Source organism: Chryseobacterium sp. BGA-UO-ETr-SB22, assembly GCF_059567885.1.
On the sequence record NZ_JCAQOV010000005.1, the window covers coordinates 2,148,632 to 2,165,232 of the forward strand.

General features: G+C 36.1%; 17 protein-coding genes. 9 read left to right on the forward strand and 8 right to left on the reverse strand.

Annotated elements, in window-relative coordinates; translation table 11 throughout:
* Positions 1 to 30: 30 nt before the first annotated feature.
* Complete coding sequence (locus AC57AW_RS17175) at positions 31 to 396, forward strand: hypothetical protein (protein WP_496352846.1); 366 nt, start codon at positions 31 to 33, stop codon at positions 394 to 396.
* A gap of 487 nt (positions 397 to 883) precedes the next feature.
* Here AC57AW_RS17175 and hutU read toward each other — a convergent pair whose 3' ends face one another.
* Positions 884 to 2,869, reverse strand: a complete 1,986-nt coding sequence (gene hutU, locus AC57AW_RS17180) for a urocanate hydratase (protein WP_496352847.1) — start codon at positions 2,867 to 2,869, stop codon at positions 884 to 886.
* 248 nt (positions 2,870 to 3,117) lie between these two features.
* Here hutU and AC57AW_RS17185 point away from each other — a divergent pair, with 248 nt between their 5' ends.
* The gene (locus AC57AW_RS17185) at positions 3,118 to 3,552 is read left to right on the forward strand and encodes an endonuclease domain-containing protein (RefSeq protein ID WP_496352848.1); all 435 of its coding nucleotides are present in this window, start codon (positions 3,118 to 3,120) and stop codon (positions 3,550 to 3,552) included.
* A gap of 111 nt (positions 3,553 to 3,663) precedes the next feature.
* On the opposite strand, the gene AC57AW_RS17190 is transcribed toward AC57AW_RS17185, so the two are convergent.
* The 5 genes from AC57AW_RS17190 to AC57AW_RS17210 all read right to left on the reverse strand — a co-directional run bounded on the left by AC57AW_RS17190 (position 3,664) and on the right by AC57AW_RS17210 (position 6,918).
* Positions 3,664 to 3,957 carry a hypothetical protein gene (locus AC57AW_RS17190; RefSeq protein ID WP_496352849.1) on the reverse strand — a complete coding sequence of 98 codons (294 nt, stop codon included), beginning with the start codon at positions 3,955 to 3,957 and terminating at the stop codon, positions 3,664 to 3,666.
* A gap of 48 nt (positions 3,958 to 4,005) precedes the next feature.
* On the reverse strand, positions 4,006 to 4,992 hold the full coding sequence (locus AC57AW_RS17195) for a 2-hydroxyacid dehydrogenase (protein ID WP_496352850.1): 987 nt from the start codon (positions 4,990 to 4,992) through the stop codon (positions 4,006 to 4,008).
* Between the two features lie 75 nt (positions 4,993 to 5,067).
* Positions 5,068 to 5,331 carry a prevent-host-death protein gene (locus tag AC57AW_RS17200; protein ID WP_496352851.1) on the reverse strand — a complete coding sequence of 88 codons (264 nt, stop codon included), beginning with the start codon at positions 5,329 to 5,331 and terminating at the stop codon, positions 5,068 to 5,070.
* Between the two features lie 187 nt (positions 5,332 to 5,518).
* A complete protein-coding gene (locus AC57AW_RS17205) occupies positions 5,519 to 6,169 on the reverse strand; it encodes a protein-L-isoaspartate(D-aspartate) O-methyltransferase (protein ID WP_496352852.1) in 651 nt (216 codons plus the stop codon).
* A 101-nt stretch (positions 6,170 to 6,270) separates the two neighbouring features.
* Complete coding sequence (locus AC57AW_RS17210; protein WP_496352853.1) at positions 6,271 to 6,918, reverse strand: hypothetical protein; 648 nt, start codon at positions 6,916 to 6,918, stop codon at positions 6,271 to 6,273.
* Between the two features lie 134 nt (positions 6,919 to 7,052).
* Between AC57AW_RS17210 and AC57AW_RS17215 the strand changes: the two genes are divergently transcribed.
* The 7 genes from AC57AW_RS17215 to AC57AW_RS17245 all read left to right on the forward strand — a co-directional run bounded on the left by AC57AW_RS17215 (position 7,053) and on the right by AC57AW_RS17245 (position 13,109).
* Positions 7,053 to 8,015, forward strand: a complete 963-nt coding sequence (locus AC57AW_RS17215; RefSeq protein ID WP_496352854.1) for a Gfo/Idh/MocA family protein — start codon at positions 7,053 to 7,055, stop codon at positions 8,013 to 8,015.
* A gap of 1 nt (position 8,016) precedes the next feature.
* A complete protein-coding gene (locus AC57AW_RS17220) occupies positions 8,017 to 8,754 on the forward strand; it encodes a hypothetical protein (protein ID WP_496352855.1) in 738 nt (245 codons plus the stop codon).
* Between the two features lie 43 nt (positions 8,755 to 8,797).
* The gene (locus tag AC57AW_RS17225; RefSeq protein WP_496352856.1) at positions 8,798 to 10,528 is read left to right on the forward strand and encodes a cellulase family glycosylhydrolase; all 1,731 of its coding nucleotides are present in this window, start codon (positions 8,798 to 8,800) and stop codon (positions 10,526 to 10,528) included.
* A gap of 65 nt (positions 10,529 to 10,593) precedes the next feature.
* Entirely contained in the window at positions 10,594 to 11,472 is an 879-nt protein-coding gene (gene bla-A, locus AC57AW_RS17230; RefSeq protein WP_496352857.1) for a CGA/CIA family class A beta-lactamase, read from the forward strand.
* Between the two features lie 33 nt (positions 11,473 to 11,505).
* Positions 11,506 to 11,916: a hypothetical protein gene (locus tag AC57AW_RS17235; RefSeq protein ID WP_496352858.1), complete on the forward strand. Its 411-nt coding sequence runs from the start codon at positions 11,506 to 11,508 to the stop codon at positions 11,914 to 11,916.
* A 10-nt stretch (positions 11,917 to 11,926) separates the two neighbouring features.
* The gene (locus AC57AW_RS17240) at positions 11,927 to 12,817 is read left to right on the forward strand and encodes a 3-hydroxybutyryl-CoA dehydrogenase (protein ID WP_496353889.1); all 891 of its coding nucleotides are present in this window, start codon (positions 11,927 to 11,929) and stop codon (positions 12,815 to 12,817) included.
* Between the two features lie 52 nt (positions 12,818 to 12,869).
* On the forward strand, positions 12,870 to 13,109 hold the full coding sequence (locus AC57AW_RS17245; RefSeq protein WP_002977986.1) for a DUF8828 family protein: 240 nt from the start codon (positions 12,870 to 12,872) through the stop codon (positions 13,107 to 13,109).
* A gap of 48 nt (positions 13,110 to 13,157) precedes the next feature.
* Here the strand turns inward: AC57AW_RS17245 and AC57AW_RS17250 are convergent, their stop codons facing one another.
* Together AC57AW_RS17250 and pheT are read right to left on the reverse strand one after the other, a co-directional pair.
* Positions 13,158 to 13,568, reverse strand: coding sequence for an META domain-containing protein (locus AC57AW_RS17250; RefSeq protein WP_318845236.1), 411 nt, complete (start codon positions 13,566 to 13,568; stop codon positions 13,158 to 13,160).
* 517 nt (positions 13,569 to 14,085) lie between these two features.
* Complete coding sequence (gene pheT / locus AC57AW_RS17255; protein WP_496352859.1) at positions 14,086 to 16,488, reverse strand: phenylalanine--tRNA ligase subunit beta; 2,403 nt, start codon at positions 16,486 to 16,488, stop codon at positions 14,086 to 14,088.
* Positions 16,489 to 16,601 lie beyond the last annotated feature (113 nt).

Genomic DNA, 16,601 nt, shown 5'->3' on the forward strand with positions numbered 1-16,601 from the left:
TTTAAATTCTCAACAAAAACAATAAATATTATGGAATGTATCGATTTAAATATTAATGGGAAAGATTTTGTAATTATAAACTTTCCTATTAATTCTGAGGTTGAACAATTAGAAGGAAGTATAATCTATAAAGAAAAAGATGAAATTTTTTCTAAAACACTACCAAAACATAAAAAAGGATATGTTAAACTAATTTCTAAAATTAGTGAACTTGATGTTGAAACAATATTCGATGAAATATCACCGTATAATGTAAATGAAATTTCTGGGAAAAGATTTTTAGATTCTTTTTTCAATATAAAAAAAATAACAATTGATGAAAACTTAAAAGAATTAAAAGAATATAGGTTTTTAGATAATCCTTATATATTCAAACTAATCAAAAATGAGATTTGAATACAAAATAAAAACAAAGCTTACAGACAGACAAACTACTGAAATTCAAGATTTGTTGGAAAGCTCTTCTCTTTTTGAGAAAAAATATGAATATGCTCATTAGCTGTTCCAGGATTTCATACATAATCTCTGTTGAGATTCCTACGGAATGACAAAGAGGATGCTAAAAAGTTTTTCGATAATTGTGCTAGTAAGAATGATCCTTTAAAAAGACATTAAAATATACACCATGTTTGTCATTCAGAGCGAAACGAAGTGAAGCGTGGAATCTAAAAAACTCCTTAATAAAGCAGAGATTCCTGCGGAATGACAGAGTGTATGGATAATCTAAGCGGATAGTTTGTATTAAAGTCTGGGCAAATAAATGTCCATATATATTCCTACGTGTTCACCTTGTCTTTCCGAAGGAATATGAACTCTTATTACAAAAAGAAATAAAAAATAAAAACCTGCTTCACAGCAGGTTTTCTTTATATCTAAAATGTTTTTACAGTAAATTTTCATCTACGAGGTTCGGAAGGGTTACTTTCAGATTGGGTTCTGCTTCCATTGCTCTTTTGATAGCGAAAACAGCGCCTTCGTTTCTTGCCCAGCTTCTTCTTGAGATTCCGTTGTTTACGTCCCAGAAAAGCATAGACTTCAGTCTTCTGTCGGCATCATCACTTCCATCCAGCAACATTCCGAAACCTCCGTTAATCACTTCTCCCCAGCCTACTCCACCACCATTGTGAATGGAAACCCAGGTAGCCCCACGGAAACTGTCACCAATCACATTGTGAATGGCCATATCTGCAGTGAATCTTGACCCGTCATAGATATTGGAAGTTTCTCTGTACGGAGAATCTGTTCCTGAAACATCATGATGATCTCTACCCAATACTACAGGCCCAATCTCACCGTTTCTAATGGCTTTATTGAAGGCTTCTGCAATTTTCATTCTTCCTTCTGCATCTGCATAAAGGATTCTTGCCTGCGAACCTACTACCAACTTGTTTTCCTGTGCTCCTTTGATCCACTGGATGTTGTCTTTCATCTGCTGTTGGATCTCTTCAGGTGAGTTTTTCACCATTTCTTCTAATACTGTACACGCAATAGTATCCGTTTTCTGAAGGTCTTCCGGATTTCCGCTGGAACATACCCAACGGAACGGCCCGAAACCGTAATCGAAACACATAGGCCCCATGATATCCTGTACATAACTAGGGTATTTGAATTCTCTTCCCAATGTAGGATTATCTGCCATTACATCAGCTCCGGCTCTGGAAGCTTCCAATAAAAAGGCATTTCCGTAGTCGAAGAAATACGTTCCCTTCGCTGTATGTTTGTTGATGGCTGCAGCATGTCTTCTCAATGTTTCCTGAACTTTTTCTTTGAATAATTCAGGGTTTTCAGCCATCATCGCATTAGATTCTTCAAAAGTTTGTCCTGCAGGATAATATCCTCCAGCCCAAGGATTGTGAAGTGACGTCTGATCTGACCCAATATCGATTCTTAAATCTGCCTGATCAAATTTTTCCCAAACCTCAACAATATTTCCAAGGTAAGCCAAAGACACCGTTTCTTTATTGTCCTGTGCTTCTCTTACTCTTGTTACAAGCTCGTCAAGATTTTCATAGATCTCGTTCACCCACTTCTGATCGTGACGAATTTTGGTGATTTTCGGGTTCACTTCTGCACATACAGTAACGCAGCCAGCGATATTACCCGCTTTTGGCTGAGCCCCGCTCATACCTCCTAATCCTGAAGTTACGAAAAGACCTCCTTTCGGTTCTTTTTTAATTTTTCTGAAAGCATTTAAAACAGTAATGGTTGTCCCGTGAACAATCCCCTGCGGACCGATATACATATAACTTCCCGCTGTCATCTGCCCGTATTGGGTAACCCCCAATGCATTGAATTTCTCCCAGTCATCCGGTTTTGAATAGTTTGGGATCATCATTCCATTGGTTACAACCACTCTTGGTGCATCTTTATGAGAGGGAAAAAGCCCCATCGGATGCCCTGAGTACATCACCAACGTCTGCTCATTGCTCATTTCCGACAAGTACTTCATCGTCAGCAGATACTGCGCCCAGTTGGAGAATACAGCTCCGTTTCCACCATAAGTAATCAGTTCATGAGGATGCTGTGCCACTGCATAATCCAGGTTATTCTGAATCATCAGCATAATGGCTTTCGCCTGCTCAGATCGTCCGGGATAGTCTGTAATAGGTCTCGCCTTCATTTCGTAATCCGGACGGAACCGGTACATATAAATCCTTCCATAGTCTTCCAGTTCCTGCTTAAATTCAGGAATCAGTGCTGCGTGAAACTGAGGATCAAAATAACGTAATGCATTCTTCAATGCCAGTTTTTTCTCTTCTTCTCCCAGAATTTCTTTACGCTTCGGAGCATGGTTGATATTGGTCTCGTATGGTTTTGGTTGTGGCAGCTGATTAGGAATCCCCTGCTGTATCTGTTCTTGAAATGTCATATTGCTATTTAAAGATCTATGTTGAAACAATGTTTGAAGTTTTAAAGATATTCAAAATAGGAAATATAGGCAAGTGAAAGGATGAAAATGGCTTTGAGTTTAAGGTTTAAGCAAAATTATTGAATCTGAATATCTCACAATTTGACATTAATACTATATTTGAATAAATACACCTCAATTCCCCTCCTCCGGAGGGGTGGATTTCAAAGTTATTAACTTTGGAAGACGGGGTGGTTTAAAACACAACAATGAAAGAAATTCTCACCATAATCAATGGAATTCCTATCCGCAAGAATTTCGTTGAAAATCTGCCCTACAATCCTTATTTAAAAGTATTATTAAAAGAAAAACGCAAAGCCCGTATTTTAGGTGAAGTGATCTTCTGGAAGAAAGTCCGTGCAAAGACCTTTCATCATATTGATTTTGACAGGCAAAGAATTATTGGAAACTATATTGTTGATTTCTATGTGAAAACTTTGGGTCTTATCATTGAAATTGATGGTTTAAGTCATGATGAGAAAGAAGTTTATGATGGAGTAAGACAGAAATATCTTGAGTCATTAGGATTATTGGTTTTCAGAATTAGTGATTTTGATGTGAGGAATAATTTGAATGTGATAATGAGAGAATTGGAGGATTTTATTGTTTTGCACTATGGAACCACCCGGTCTTCAAAAATTTAAAGAATTTTTGAATCCACCCCTCCAAGGGAGGGGAATTGCCCTTACTACTATTAGTCGTTATTCAACATAAAAAAACCTTACTGAAATTCAGCAAGGCCGGTTTGTTATCGTTTAAGTTAAAACATCATCGTTTTCTTCTTCATGGTCATCTTCATTATCGCTGAGGCTCCAGTAGTTGTTCTCTTCATCTTCTTCTCCTATTTCTTCCATGTCATCATCGTCATCAGCTCCTGGAATATCTAGACCTTTATCAATTTTATCCTCGTCAAAATCTTCATCTAAAATAGGATTCCCGTCTCCATCAAGCGATATGTGTTTTTCTCTCTTAAATATATCTTCGTTAGGGTTATAATCCATCTGTTCTAACCTCTTGTTCTGTTGATTAATATTTTTCTCTGGTGCCATAATGGTAAGATTTTAGGTTTATATATTCAGAACAAAAATAATTCCAAGTTATGATGAGTGGTCAGAATAAATGTCAGGATTTGCACAATGCGGCATTTTTTCATTTTTTGAAAAAGCGATGATATTTCCTGCAGCCAGTCTGGCCATCCCATTTCGGGCTTCAATAGTGGCAGAACCAATGTGTGGCAGGATACAGACACTTGACAGCTCAAGAATAGGATCATCTGCTGACATAGGTTCCGGATTGGTAACATCCAGACCAGCTCCCCATATTTTTTGATCAACCAACGCCTGATACAAATCTTTTTGATTGTGGAAACCTCCTCTGGCTGTATTGATGAAAATAGCCTCCGGTTTCATCTGTTCAAAAATGGACTCATTGAATAATTCTTTATGTTCAGGAGTAAAACTGGCATGAACGCTCAATACATCTGAGTTTTTGATCAGTTCTTCAAAAGAAACATACGTTGCTCCAAGTTCCAGCTCAGCTTCTTCATTATGATGGCGGTTATGATAAATGATATTCATTCCAAAAGCCTTCTTTGATTTTTCAGCCATTTCATAACCGATACGTCCTAGTCCGAAAATACCGAGGGTTTTCCCATAAAGTTCCTGTCCTAAAGCATGCAAAGGATCAAATGCACCCCAGCTCCCGTCTTTTACTTTCCCGAAGTTGTAGCTTGCTCTTCTTGCCACCGACTGCATGAGTAAAAAAGCAACATCTGAAGTTGCCCTGCTCAAAACATCAGGGGTATTACCCACCGGAATATTTCTTTGGGTAGCTTCTCTGATATCTACATGATCAAACCCTACAGAATATAAAGCAATTGCTTTCACATTAGGGCAGGCTTCAAAGAAGTTTTTGTCATATTTAAATTCTGCTCCAATACTTAAAATGGTATCGGTATTTTTACAGTAATTCAGCCATTCTTCATAAGAAAGGTTTTCTTTTTCCGGAATTGTAATTTCCAGTCCTGCTTCTTCCAGCATTTTAATTCCTGTTTCGGGAATTCTTTTATTGATAAAGACTTTCATTGGTATGGATTAATGATTATAAATAAAAAACCTCACTCGCAAAAAGTAAGGTTCCTGAACTTTAATATTAAAAAATTATTTGTTTTCATCTGAATGGTCTTTGTTCTTCTCCCAGGCTTCAGAAGCAATTTCCTGAATCTCTGTCCAAACTTCTTTCGCGGATTTTTGAGTTTGTGTCATAAATCCCTGTTTGGTTGCTTCCTGATTCCTGCTTTTCATGTCATGAATGTAATCTTTTACCTGCTGGGAATAACTTTCTACGCTATATCCTGGATTATTATTCAGGTTTTTCTGAAGATTACTAAAATCATGTGACGCTTTGAATCTGTTCGTGTCCATAATAATAGATTTAGTGATTGGGTTCTCTTATGAATCCAATTTTCATTCCGAAATGAGTTAAAATATTTTAAATTTTAGCTAAAATCAGTTGAATATTTATTAATAAAAAAGGATTAAAGCCAGTTCTATTAATTAACAAAAGCATTGATGTTTGAGGCCAGTTCTTTTACAATTCTAATAAATAAAATTATTGGTTGGTATTCCCAAGCATAGGAACAAATTTATACGCTCCGAATTCTTCTTTTTCAAATTCTGTAGGGCCTATTTTGGTAAATCTGTATAAAACCTGTTCGTCAGTAGGTCCCAATGGAATCACCATAATTCCTCCTATGTTCAATTGTTTTAAAAGCTCTGTTGGTAAACTTGAAGCACCACAGGTTACAATGATTTTATCAAAAGGAGCAAAAGTAGGAAGCCCCGCAAAGCCATCTCCGAAGCTCTGAAATTTTGGAAACAGATGAAGTTCTCTGAGTTTATTTTTAGAAAAGTCAAACAGATCTTTCTGTCTTTCAACCGTATATACATGGGCTTTCATTGCTATTAAAACAGCCGTCTGGTATCCGCATCCTGTGCCTATTTCCAGCACTTTTTCACCTGGTTTTACCTGCAGCAGTTCAGACTGTTCCGCTACCGTTGAAGGATGGGAAATGGTCTGATGCGCCAAGATGGGAAATGCCCTGTCTTCATAGGCAAAATCTTCAAAAATACTTTCGATAAAAAGGTGTCTTGGAACTTCGCTCATTGCCGAAAGTACATTTTCGTCCGAAATTCCAATTCTGTATCGAAGGTAATCTACTAAAATCTTTCTTTTTCCTTTATGTACAAACGAATCCTGCATTTGACAAAAGTAAGAAATTAGAAATTAGATTTCAGAAATTGGAGCAAAGAATTATCCACAAAAAGAAAGCAATCAAAAAATGACTGCTTTATTCTTATTTATCAATCCCATTTTATTGGATAAGGCCCATAAAAATCGCTGAAGGTATTATCTGCACATCTTTTTCTTACAAAAAAGTTATAGTTCACTGTTTTACTTAATCCTATATAAATGGCTTTTTGACCTGTGATCACTAATTCTCCACTCGCAGGTGGTACAGGACTGGTTGTTAAGACTGTTTCATACACAGAAATCCCATCATTTTCCCAGGATACTGTAGCATCAAAAATAGAAGAATATGTGGAAGAAGTTGTTTTTGAATACGTTGCATACCCCGGTTTTATACAAGTAGTTGTATTACTGGCCAAAACAGTAATGGGGCCTGCCCAGTTGCTCTGTCCATTGTCTATTCCACAATTTTTTCTTACATAAAGGTCATATTTATTATCCTTATATAGTGGAAGGTTATACGAATTTTTATTGGTTACAACTGTGGTTCCTTTTCCTAAAGAAAAACCAGGTTCTCCATACTGTATTTCATAATATCCTTCGCCCTGACTAATCATATTCCATGAAAGCTGGTTACTTCCTTTTACAAAATTCAAATTTGTTGGAGTTCCACATTTAGCCTGCGGGTCATATGGACTGTCTCCTATACATCCGGCAGTACATAATCCAAAGATGAGTACTATTGAAATGAGTCTTTTCATCGTTATTTTTCTGACCGTGAATTTACTGTAATTTCTTTAATGAATACATGCGTTCAATCTTAAATATCTCCAAGTGAAAAGTCATGTATTTTATAAATGTACATTCACTATATTTACAGAAATTTAATACAGCTATGTTAAAAGCAGGTTTGGTAGGTGCCGGACACTTGGGGAAAATACATTTAAAACTTCTTAATCAATCAGATAGATATGAATTTGTAGGTTTCCATGATAAAGATGTTGAAAACGGAAAGAAATTAGAAGCCGAATTCGGATATAAATATTTTGAAAATTTTGATGAATTGCTTGAGCAGATTGACATGCTTGATATTGTCACTCCTACAGTTTATCATTATGACTATGCTTTAAAGGCTATTGAAAAAGGTCTGCATTTCTTTATTGAAAAACCGGTAACCCAGACGCTTGAACAGGCAGAAGAAATTTTACGTTTATGCCAGGAAAAAGGAATTAAAGCACAGGTAGGACACGTTGAGAGATACAATCCGGCTTTTATTGCCACTAAAGAATACATCAGCAATCCGATGTTTATTGAAATCCACAGACTGGCAGAATTTAACCCCCGCGGAACAGATGTTTCTGTAGTATTGGACCTTATGATCCACGATCTGGATATTCTGTTGAGTATGGCTAAATCTAAGGTTAAAAACATCCATGCAAGCGGTGTTTGTGTGGTAAGCAAGACTCCGGATATTGCCAATGCGAGAATAGAATTTGAAAACGGATGTGTGGCCAACCTTACGACTTCCAGAATTTCTATGAAAGCCATGAGAAAAAGCAGATTCTTCCAGAAAGATGCTTATATTTCTGTTGATTTCCTTGAAAAAAAGGCTGAAGTGATCAGAATGAAGGATGCTCCTGAAAGCCCTACTCCATTTGATATGATCATTGAAAATGCTGATGGAGAAAAGAATCAGATCTTGTTTGAATATCCGAATATTCAGTCCAACAATGCTATTTTGGATGAGCTGAACTCTTTCGCGGATGCCATCACAGACAATAAAAATGTAGAGGTTTCTCTTGAAGATGGAACTGAAGCATTGAAAATTGCTCTGCAAATTATGAAGCTTATCAGCTAACATGAACATAAAGTCTGCTCTATATTCTTTAGCAGTACTCACAATGCTATCTTGTAATCAGAAAAAGAATGGTTACGAGATAGATTGTGATCATCAGAAAAAACAGGCTCAGAATGATTTTAACTATAAAAATTATACCTGGACCATCTTTTCCGGTTTAGGCCATGATTTTCTTGGAGAGGAAGAATTTATACTCCTTCTGAACCAAAATCACATAAAAACCCAACTCATTCCTACATCCTGTGTAGAAGTTCAGAATGATCAGTATGAAAATTGCAGGGAAATTGAGATGAACAGGCTTATTCTGAAAAATTTCGGAAAGAAATTTATGGACTCGTTACGCTTTACTGCTAAAAAACAGTTCATAAACAATCATCCTGATGAAGTATTCTCTTATGAACAATGTGATGATCTTTCCCGTTATCCTAATTCTACAACGGATAATCAATTTAAAAAAATGCAAGCTGATTATACAGCAAAATACCCGACTCCTTCAGATTATATCAAAAAAAATGAAAAATATTATTCCTATACTTCTGCATCATTTATCCTTACCAAAAACGGACAAATTAAAGATTTATCAGTAGAAAGTGAATTTCAAAACAAAAAAAACAATATATTTGAAAAACAATTCAATAAACAATTGAAAGATTTTGTTTTACATACCCAATGGATACCTGGCAAAATAAAAGGTCTGAGTGTAGACTCCTATTATGAAGCCTCCATCCATTATGATTAATTCCTAAAAACATTCCCTACTATTTTAAACCATTGAAACCATTATGAAAAGAGCTATTGTAATATCCGCACTTTTATTGTCTCAATTTGGGACATCACAATTATTAAAGACTTCCGGACAAAAAATCGTTAATGATAAAGGTGAAAATATCCAATTGAGAGGTCTGGGTCCGGGTGGCTGGATGCTCCAGGAAGGCTATATGCTGAAAACAGCTGACTTTGCCGGTCCTCAGTATAAAATTAAAGAGAAAATTGCTGAGTTGATTGGTGAGGATGGAATGAATAAGTTTTACAAGGCATATCTGAAAAACGGAATCACCAAACAGGATATTGATTTTCTGGCCAAATCGGGGTTTAATTCTATAAGGCTTCCGATGCATTACAATCTTTATACGCTTCCGATTGAAAAAGAAGCTGTAAAAGGAAAAGATACATGGCTGGAAGAAGGGTTTAAAATGACGGATGACCTGCTTCAATGGTGTGCCGCTAATAAAATTTACCTCATCCTTGACCTTCATGCAGCTCCTGGCGGACAGGGAAATGACGCCAATATTTCTGATAATGATAAGTCTAAACCTTCGCTTTGGGCCAATGAAGAGAATCAGAGAAAAACGGTAGCTCTTTGGAAAAAACTGGCTGCACGATATAAAGATAGTCCATGGATTGGAGGCTACGACCTGATTAATGAGCCTAATATCAATTTCACAGGCAGCAACCCGAATGGTACTGATGAAATGTCTAATGCTCCGCTTTGGAAACTTCAGAAGGATATCACGGCTGCTATCAGAGAGGTTGATAAAAAGCATATTATTTTTATTGAAGGAAATGGTTGGGGAAATAATTATAACGGGTTGCCGGCTCTCTGGGACAATAATATGGTTTTCAGTTTCCATAAATACTGGAATTACAATGATGATCAGACACTGAAGTTTGCACTGGACCTTAGAGAAAAGCACAACATACCGATCTGGCTTGGCGAAACGGGTGAAAATTCTAATGTATGGTTTACTGAGCTTATTCAGCTTTTGGATCAACATAATATCGGGTATGCATTCTGGCCGATGAAAAAGATTGATAATATTGCAGGAATTACCAATGTCAAGATTACTCCTGAATATGAAAAGTTATTGGATTACTGGAAAAACGGCGGTGAAAAACCTTCAAAAGAGTATGCAAAAAAAGCTTTGATGCAGATTGCTGACAACTATAAACTGAGCAATACGGAAGTTAAAAAAGATGTCATTGATGCAATGTTCAGACAGACAACGGATCCTTCAACAAAGCCATTCAAAAACCATCAGGTTCCGGGAAGGATATTTGCTTCAGAATATGATCTTGGAAAAATGGGTGCTGCTTATCTGGATAAAGATTTCATTAATCTGTGGGTAAGTGATCCTGCAAAAAGATCAGAATGGAACTCTGGACAGCAGATGAGAAATGATGGTGTAGATATTTATAAGTGTAATGATAAGGTCACCAATCAGTATTATGTAGGGAAAACAGAATCCGGGGAATGGCTTCAATATACTGTACAGTCAAAAGGAGACAAAAATTATACGTTTGACATCCGTTATGCGGCCACTACTGACTCAAAAATTAGGATTGAAACAGCTTCCGGAAAAGTTTTAGCGATGGTATCTTTAGCTTCCAGTGGAGGAAATGAGAACTGGAAAACGGTTTCTGTCAAAAATATCAGCCTTCAGAAAGGGGAAAACAGCATCAGAATATTCTTTGAAAATGATGGTGTCAATCTGAATTATTTTGAAGTAAAATAGTAATAATTATCTTAAATTGCAGCTCTCTTTTGGTCTTCAAAAGAGAGCTTTTTAATTTCGGTATTATGAAAAAAACAGCCTTTCTTTTTCTTCTGATTTCTGCATTCACATTTGCTCAGACATCCCTATTGGAACAAAAAATAAACTCAATTCTTAAAAACAAAAAAGGAACCGTTGGCGTTTCTGTCTTAGGCTTTGAGAACAGTTTTAAATATGACAAAAATTCAGACAAAAAGCTTCCGATGCAAAGTGTCTTCAAATTTCACATTGCAGCAGCTGTTCTGAATGCTGTGGATCAGGGAAAGCTTTCATTAGATCAGAAAATTGTACTCAACAAATCAAACCTGCTTGAAAATACATGGTCTCCGCTTCGCGATAAATATCCGGGAGGGAATGTTGAAATTCCGTTAAGTGAAGTTATTGAATATACTGTTGCTAAAAGTGATAATAATGGCTGCGATATTCTTCTCAAGCTATTGGGCGGAACTCAGCCTGTTCAGAGATTCATGGATTCCAAAGGGATAAAGGGTTTTCAGATCAAATATAATGAAGAAGCTATGCATAAAGACTGGAAGATTCAGTATGAAAACTACAGCACCACAAAATCTGCAGTTAATGTCCTGAAAAAGTTCTATGACGGAAAATTAGTATCGAAAAAATCCACAGATTATCTGATGCAAGTCATGTTATCTACTTCAACAGGATTAAACAAAATGGTAGAACAGCTTCCCAAAAATACTCCTGTGGCCAGAAAAACGGGAGCTTCCGGAAAAAATAAGGAAGGTTTAACAGGCGCAGAAAATGAAATTGGCATCGTTACTTTACCTAATGGAACACATTATGCACTCGCTGTATTTGTCAGTAATTCAATGGAGACGGATGCGGTAAACTGCAAAATGATTTCTGATATTTCTAAGGAGGTCTGGGAATATTTTAATAAATAAAATTTTAAGCTTATTTTTAAAGCGATTTTTAACATGAAAAAAATAATAGTAACAACAGCTCTGCTGGCTTTCACATTCTTTTACTCACAGAAGAATCAGAATTATTTAGAGATCAGCTACGGAAGTGTATGCTGCGGCCCGCCATCTGATAAACCTGTCATTAGCTTTCTGAAGGAATTTAAGAATAAAAGCAGGGTAAAAAGCCTGGAAATTCTACAACAAAAAGGTAGAGGCAGAGAAGGTGAATTCACATTATATGTTGGTACTGACTATCTTACAAAGAATCAAAAAGACCGTCTTATAAGAGGATTAACGGCTACTGTTTCTAACCAGAACAACAGTAAGAAAACCCAAAGTACAGGAACCGTTTTCTTTGATTCGGCAACGGTTGTTTCTCAATCGGATCTTATTGACGTAAAAAATTTAACTATCTATAAAAAATAAAGGAAAAATGATCAAAAACATTGTAGTTATCGGAGCGGGAACCATGGGAAATGGTATTGCACATACTTTCGCACAAAGCGGTTTTAAAGTAAATCTTGTAGATGTATCTCAGGAAGCTCTGGACAGAGGTTTGAAAACCATTACTACCAATCTTGACAGAATCATTGCAAAAGGAAATCTTACAGAGGAGCAAAAATCTGAAACATTAGGAAACATCACTACTTTTACAGCTTTAAACGATGCTGTAGGATCTGCAGATCTTATTGTAGAAGCTGCTACAGAAAACATGGATCTTAAACTTAAGATTTTTGGCCAAATGGATGAACTCGCTCCTGAAGGCTGTATCCTAGCAACCAATACTTCATCTATATCTATCACAAAAATTGCTGCTGCTACCAAAAGAGCTGATAAAGTAATCGGAATGCACTTCATGAACCCGGTTCCTATTATGAAACTGGTAGAAATCATCAAAGGCTATTCTACTTCTAAAGAGACTTTTGATGCAATCTATGAAATGAGCAAAACTCTGGGCAAAGTTCCTGTAGAAGTGAATGACTATCCAGGTTTCGTGGCTAACAGAATTTTGATGCCAATGATCAATGAGTCTATTGAAACGCTTTATAACGGAGTGGCTGGTGTAGAAGAAATTGATACGGTAATGAAATTGGGAATGGCACATCCAATGGGCCCGCTTCAGCTGGCAGACTTCATTGGTCTTGATGTATGTCTTGCAATTCTGAATGTAATGTATGACGGTTTCAAAAATCCTAAGTATGCTCCTAACCCATTGCTTGTAAATATGGTAACAGCAGGGAAACTTGGTGTAAAATCAGGGGAAGGATTCTACGATTATTCTGAAAGCAAAAAAGCTGAAAAAGTTTCAAAAATGTTTTTGAAGTAATTTTAAAGTCAATAATTTTATTTATCTTTGAGAAAGTTAAAACATTAAAAAAATGAAATTACCAAAGTTTTTATTAGCAGATAATTCGGAGTTTCCAGAAGATCTATTCGTAGTTCATACAGAATACCCAAGATTTATCTTAAACGTTGAGGAAGAAGAAGTTGAGTGGTTAGATGATCTTGAAGGTGATGATGAAGAAACTATGGCAGACGAAGCTACTAAGGTAGTAGAAGCAGCGTTTAAATGGTGCGACGAAGAGTTGGCTAAGTACGACGAAGAAGAGGAAGATTAATAACACTCTAAACATAAAAAAGGAACTCAATTGAGTTCCTTTTGTTTTTTATTCTGATTTAGTGAATTTCAATAATAAGAGATTATCTTTATACAATTCTAAAGTATTTCCGGAAATCACATATTTGTTTGCTTTTCCCATCATATCCATAAAGTTCTGCTCTACTCCGATGTTGTTGCACATCATTTTTGTAGATCCCATCTGTCCGGCTATAAATCCTCCTGTAGACGGATCTACGGTTGCTGTTCCGAAATAATTATTACATCCGGCATTCCCTGTGATCTTCTCTCCTTCAATATTCAATGTTGGAACTTTTCCTTTTACCGTTTCAGCCAGTGTCCATTTTGTGTTGGCAAGAGCAGGCTGAGCCTTTCCTACTTTAGACGCAGACGGACTTGTCATACTTCCACATGAAGCCAATACTGCAGCTGTACATATACTTAAAAAAAGATTTTTCATTTTTTTCTTTTTGAATTAATCCAAATTTACGGAAATTATATTATTTAAACGGGCTGCGGCGAATTTTATTATTCTTTAACACCTGATATTTTGAATAATTTTCTAGTTGTTTTTTAGAATAAAAGATATCATTGCTACTGTAAATTGGAAATCGAAAAGACACAAATTTATTACTATTCAAGGGCTAAGGTCATCTTCAATAAAATTTTATGGTGCCTTTGCCATTCCGAAGGAATCTTTATTACAATTAGCTTATAAAAGAGTTCTGAGACTCCTACGGAGTGACAAAGATTCTGGATAGACTGATCAGAAAAAAAACATTCACAGAATACAATTCAATAGGAATGGAACATTATCCTGAGCCTGGTCGAAGGGAGCCCGTTTACTTAAAAATCAGTATTCAATTGGCTTTAGCCGAAATCTATTAATACGAATAGATTTTTAAAAAGATTAAAAACAAAAAAACGGACTTAAAAAAAGTCCGTTTCTGTTATATTGAAATATGTATTTTCAAGTATTAAGATCTCAACTCAGCGTTGAATTCTTTCTGGAAAGCTTTGATCAGAGAATCCATTACCTCGGTAATCTCTTTTTCTTCCAGTGTTTTTTCTTCGTTTAACAGCTCAAAGCTCATTGCATAAGACTTCTTGCCTTCAGGAAGATTTTTACCTTCATACACGTCGAATAGGTTAACACTCTTAATGAATGGAGATTTATTCTTTTTAGCGGTCTGATATAACTCCTGATAGTTTACATTTTTATCAATCAATAAAGCTAAGTCTCTTCTGATCTTGTTGAATTTCGGAATATCTTTGAATTTCAGCTCATTTTTAGAACGTAGTTCCTGAGCGTATTCCAGTTCAATTTCTGCATAGAAACAATCCTGATCAATATCAAAGTCTTTTAATAAAACAGGAGATACTTTCCCGATTCTTACCAATGCTTTACCATCAACTTCATATACCAATGCATCAGAGAATCTTTCATCAGACAAAGCAACTTCTTTATAGTCTACAGCCAGTCTTTCTAATAAAACTTTTACATAAGCTTTAAGATTATAGAAACTTACAGCAGATTTAGGCTGAAGCCAGTTTTCAGCAACATCTCTTCCAGAAACCAACAAAGCCAATTGTTTTCTTTCTTCGTATTTTTCTTTTTTGTGATAAATTTTTCCTAATTCGAAGAATTTAATATCCTGATTCTTTCTGTTAATGTTATATACAGCATTTTGAAGAAGTCCTTCTAATAAAGACTTTCTCATAAATGCTAAATCTCCACTTAAAGGATTTAACAGTTTCACGGCATCAGTTTCGTCTTTTACAGAAGTCAGTGAGTTATTCATTACTTCATTGAAGCCAATGCTCTGTAAAGTTCTTGCCCAGCTGTTTTCAAGTTCGTCCTGATCGTTAGCACTAAGCTTAACAGGTGTAAACGAAAATTTCTGCGGAGCATCTATTTTGTTGTATCCATAGATTCTTAAGATCTCTTCAATAACATCAATTTCTCTTGTTACATCTGCTCTGTAAGCAGGAACAGAGATTTCAAAACCGTTAGGGATTTCATTTAAAACCTGAATTTCCAAAGCTTTTAAGATTTCCTTTACTTTTTCTCTGTGAATTTTTGTTCCTAAAATCTGCTCAATTTTAGAAAATCTGATGATCACATAGTTGTCTTCTATTTTCTTAGGATATTCTTCCAATAGGTCTCCAACTAATTTTCCTTCAGCAATTTCCTGAATCATTTTAATAGCGTGAGTAATTGCCGTTCTTGTAAGATTCGGGTCTACTCCTCTTTCAAATCTGAAAGAAGCATCTGTATTCAAGCTGTGGGCTTTTGCTCCTTTTCTTACCGCAATTGGATTGAAATAAGCACTTTCAAGGAATATCGTTTTTGTAGTTTCTGATACTCCGGAATTTGCACCACCGAATACTCCAGCGATACACATTGGATTATCTTTACCGTCTTTGATCATGATTTCAGAACCGTTCAATGTTCTTTCAACTCCGTCTAAAGTGGTAAATTTTGTCCCCGGTTTTACGACACCTACTTTCACTTTCTTATCTGCAATTTTATCTGCATCAAATGCGTGAAGCGGCTGTCCATATCCGTGAAGAATATAGTTGGTAATATCTACAACGTTATTAATCGGGCTTAGTCCGATCGCTTTTAGTCTGTCTTTTAACCAAGATGGAGATTCTGCTACTTTTACATCTTCAATCACAGCTCCAATGTATCTTGGACACAATTCAGCATCTTCAATTTCCAGAGTGAAATCATGAGTTCCCTCATTATTCAAAGCTTCGGAAGCTACTTTATTAAATTGTGATTTCAGTTGGTTGGTAGAAAGATAAGCATGTAAATCTCTTGCAACCCCATAGTGAGACATTGCATCTGTTCTGTTCGGTGTTAACCCGATTTCAAACACCTCATCATTGGTAAGCTCAAAATAGTCAGCAAAGTTTTTCCCTACTTCATATTTAGTTTCATCCAGCACCATGATTCCTCCGTGATCCTCACTAAGACCCAATTCATCTTCGGCACAGATCATTCCCTGAGAAACCTCGCTTCTGATTTTTGCTTCTTTAATTTCAAAAAAGTTTCCTGTTTTGTCATAGATTTTTGTTCCGACAACGGCTACAGGAACCGTCTGTCCTGCTTCTACGTTAGGAGCTCCGCAAACAATATTCAATATTTTTCCGTTTCCTACGTCTACTGTTGTCTTCTTCAGTTTGTCAGCATTCGGATGCTTTTCGCAGGTTAATACTTTACCTACAACAATTCCTTCCAGGCTGCCTCTTACGCTTTCAAATTTATCTATCCCTTCAACCTCAAGACCAATATCTGTAAGGAATTCACCGATTCTTTCAGTTTTTGATTCCGTTTTTACAAAGTCCTTCAGCCAGTTGTTTGATATTTTCATTTGTTAATCTATCTACTTATTTAATTCGTCAAATGAGCCTTTCGGTTTCATTTGCTCTATTTTGAAATTTTTATTTGAAATTCCACCCCTTATTCAAGTGTGATTTTTCGAGC